The following is a 3,228-nucleotide window of genomic DNA, read 5'->3' on the forward strand; positions in this document are numbered from 1 at the left end:
GTCCAGCACGGCGGCGAGCGCCGCGCGCGGCTCGTCAGGGACTGGGGTGAGTCCGCGGCGCCCCGCCACGCGCAGCGGCAGGCCGAACGGCGCCGGGGGGAACCGCCGGGCTCGCCAGTGCAGCACGGGGAGGCGGGTGAGCAGCGCGGTCCCGTAGGCGGGCTGGTCCGCGTCGCGTCCCGCGTCGTCGGGGCCGTAGACGCGGAGCGTGGTCGCGTCGGGCGCGTGCACCCAGCCGGCGACGGGGGCCGGGCGCCCCACGACGGCGGCGGCGAAGCGGTAGTCGCGAGCCCTCAGCGCCTTCGCGCCGACGGCGGCCTGGTCGATGCGTCCGGAGCGTTCCTGGAACCGGTCGACCTCCTGGAGCGCGAGCACGTCCGCGTCGAGAGCGGCGATCGCGTCCGCGAGCGGCGCTTCCGGTACGTCGCCCGGCCCGTGGTCGGCCGAAAGCGGTCTGCCGTTGCGGTCCATGGGCTGGCCGTGCAGGAGGTTGAAAGTCGCGACGCGCAGCTGGCTCACGGGACGAACCTACGCCAGTCGGGCCGGGGCACAGGAACGGCGGGGGGTGCTCGGTCGGCCCCGCCGGCACACTCGCTGGTCGCGCGCGGCACGCGAGCGCTCCGGCGTGCGCGCTCCGGAGGGTGCCGCTCGGGTGGCGCGTCAGGGAGGTCGTTGTGATCAAACGCGCTTGCCGGGCGGGCGCCGCTTCGAACTAGAGTCGTGCCATGAGCTCTGCCGAAGCCCCGGACAGCGTCGTCCGCGCCTACATCGACCAGCACCGTCCCGCCTTCCTCGACGATCTCGCCGAGTGGCTGCGCATCCCCTCCGTCTCCGCCGACCCGGGCCGGACGGCGGACGTGCGCAGGTCCGCGGAGTGGTTGGCCGCCAAGCTCCGGGAGACCGGCTTCCCGGTCGCGGAGGTGTGGGAGACGGAGAACGACGGCCTGCCCGCCGTCTTCGCGGAGTGGCCCTCGGGCGACGCCGGGGCTCCGACCGTCCTGGTCTACGGCCACCACGACGTCCAGCCCGCCGCCCGGGAGGACGGATGGGCCACCGACCCCTTCGAGCCGGCCGTCGTCGACGGGCGGATGTACGCGCGCGGCGCCGCGGACGACAAGGGCCAGGTCTTCTTCCACACGCTCGGCGTGCGCGCACATCTCGCCGCGACCGGCCGCACCAGCCCGGCCGTCAACCTCAAGCTGCTGGTCGAGGGCGAGGAGGAGTCGGGGTCGACGAACTTCCTCGACCTCATCCGCCGTCAGTCGGAGCGCCTGACCGCCGACGTGGTGATCGTCTCGGACACGGGCATGTGGGCCGCCTCCACGCCGACCGTCTGCACGGGCATGCGAGGTCTCGCCGACGCCGAGGTCAGCCTCTACGGCCCGGACACCGACATCCACTCCGGCTCCTTCGGCGGCGCGGTCCCCAACCCCGCCGACGAGGCCGCGCGGCTCGTCGCAGCCCTGCACGACGCGGACCGCAGGGTCGCCGTCCCCGGCTTCTACGACGGCGTGCTCGAACTGACCGAGCGCGAGCGGGAGCTCTTCGCCGAGCTGCCGTTCGACGAGGACGCGTGGCTGCGCGTCGCCAAGTCGCGCGGCACCCAGGGCGAGGCGGGCTTCACCACCCTGGAGCGCATCTGGGCCCGCCCGACCGCCGAGGTCAACGGCATCTGGGGCGGCTACACCGGCCCCGGCGGCAAGACCATCGTCCCGGCCGAGGCGCACCTCAAGCTCTCCTTCCGGCTGGTGGCCGGCCAGGACGCCGAGAAGGTGCAGCAGGCGGTGGCCGACTGGGTCGGGCGCCAGGTGACGCCCGGCATCCGCCACGAGGTCGTCTTTCGTGGCGCCACCCGCCCCTGTCTGACGCCGCTCGACCACCCGGCCCTCCAGTCGCTCACCCGGGCGATGGGGCGGGCCTTCGGGCAGAAGATCCTGTTCACCCGCGAGGGCGGCTCCGGACCCGCCGCCGACCTCCAGGACGTGCTCGGGGCACCGGTGCTCTTCCTGGGCATCTCGGTGCCGTCCGACGGCTGGCACTCGATCAACGAGAAGGTCGAGCTCGACCTGCTGGTCAAGGGCGTGGAGACGTCGGCCTACCTGTGGTCCGAGCTGGCCACCGGCTGGGACCGGTCCGGCGACGGGTCGGGCGGCCGATCCGGCGGCGGGTCCGTCCCGGGCGACGGCGACGGACCCGACACCGCGTCTGCGGGCAACTGATCAAGGGGGAGGGAACCGTGACGGTTCAGCAGCAATTCGTCCGCACACTTCCGCTGGCGCGCGCGGGCGTGGACCGCGCCGCCGAGCGTCGCCTGGACGAGCCGTGGCTCGCCGCGGCCTGGAGCCACCCGAACACCCGGGTGCTGGCGGTTTCGGAGGGCAAGGCCTTCGTCGTCGACACCGAGAGCGGCACGGACCTGGTGCTGCTCAGCACCTTCGACGCCCCCGACGAGGGCGAGCGCTTCTTCCTCGGCTGCGACGAGCAGGGCGTCGCGTATTTCGCGGTGGCCTGCGCCCAACTGCCCGGCCGCCTCGACGGCCCGGAGCGCCCGGCCGGCCTGCGGGAGGTGGGCGGCCTGCTCGGCCCGCGCGACTCCGGCCTGCTCGTCCACGCCGCGGCGCTGGAGAACTGGCACCGCTCGCACCGCTTCTGCTCCCAGTGCGGACACGCCACCGACGTTGCGGCGGCGGGGCACGTCCGCCGCTGCACCTCCTGCGGGCGCGAGCACTACCCGCGTACCGACGGCGCGGTCATCATGCTCGTCACCGACGAGCAGGACCGCGCCCTGCTCGGCCGCCAGGCCCTGTGGCCCGAGGGCCGCTACTCCACGCTGGCCGGCTTCGTGGAGCCCGGCGAGTCCCTGGAACAGGCGGTGGCCCGCGAGGTCGCGGAGGAGGCCGGCGTCCGCGTCGACCTCGACTCGGTCGAGTACGTCGCCTCCCAACCGTGGCCCTTCCCGGCCAGCCTGATGCTCGGCTTCACCGCCAAGGTCGATTCCCGTGACGGCAGCGCGGACATCCACGTCGACGGCGAGGAGCTCGACGAGGCGCGCTGGTTCTCCCGCGAGGAGCTCGCCGCCGGGATGGCCGCCGGGACCACCCTCCCTCCGTCGGGCATCTCCATCGCCCGCCGCCTCGTCGAACTCTGGTACGGCGGCCCCCTCCCCGAGTCGACCCCGTAACGTCGGGCCGACCCGGCAGCGGGGGCTGCCGCCGTAACGTCGGGCCG

General features: G+C 74.4%; 3 protein-coding genes. 2 read left to right on the plus strand and 1 reads right to left on the minus strand.

What is annotated here, in order from left to right; genetic code table 11:
- On the minus strand, positions 1 to 519 hold a 519-nt coding region (locus tag TR48_RS07325), incomplete at its 3' end, for an endonuclease/exonuclease/phosphatase family protein (RefSeq protein ID WP_174501675.1).
- A 206-nt stretch (positions 520 to 725) separates the two neighbouring features.
- Here TR48_RS07325 and TR48_RS07330 point away from each other — a divergent pair.
- Both TR48_RS07330 and nudC read left to right on the plus strand, forming a co-directional pair.
- The gene (locus tag TR48_RS07330; RefSeq protein ID WP_084728960.1) at positions 726 to 2,219 is read left to right on the plus strand and encodes a dipeptidase; all 1,494 of its coding nucleotides are present in this window, start codon (positions 726 to 728) and stop codon (positions 2,217 to 2,219) included.
- Positions 2,220 to 2,236: 17 nt separating this feature from the next.
- Positions 2,237 to 3,181 (plus strand): NAD(+) diphosphatase, encoded by a 945-nt coding sequence (nudC, locus tag TR48_RS07335; RefSeq protein WP_042365096.1) that lies wholly within the window; start codon positions 2,237 to 2,239, stop codon positions 3,179 to 3,181.
- Positions 3,182 to 3,228 lie beyond the last annotated feature (47 nt).

Source organism: Streptacidiphilus neutrinimicus (assembly GCF_000787815.1).
In the GTDB taxonomy this organism is placed as follows: Bacteria; Actinomycetota; Actinomycetes; order Streptomycetales; family Streptomycetaceae; genus Streptacidiphilus; species Streptacidiphilus neutrinimicus.

Bases quoted from the DNA above. Each gene is read 5' to 3' on its own strand.
- TR48_RS07330 (WP_084728960.1), top strand. From the start codon at position 726: ATGAGCTCTGCCGAAGCCCCGGACAGCGTCGTCCGCGCCTACATCGAC.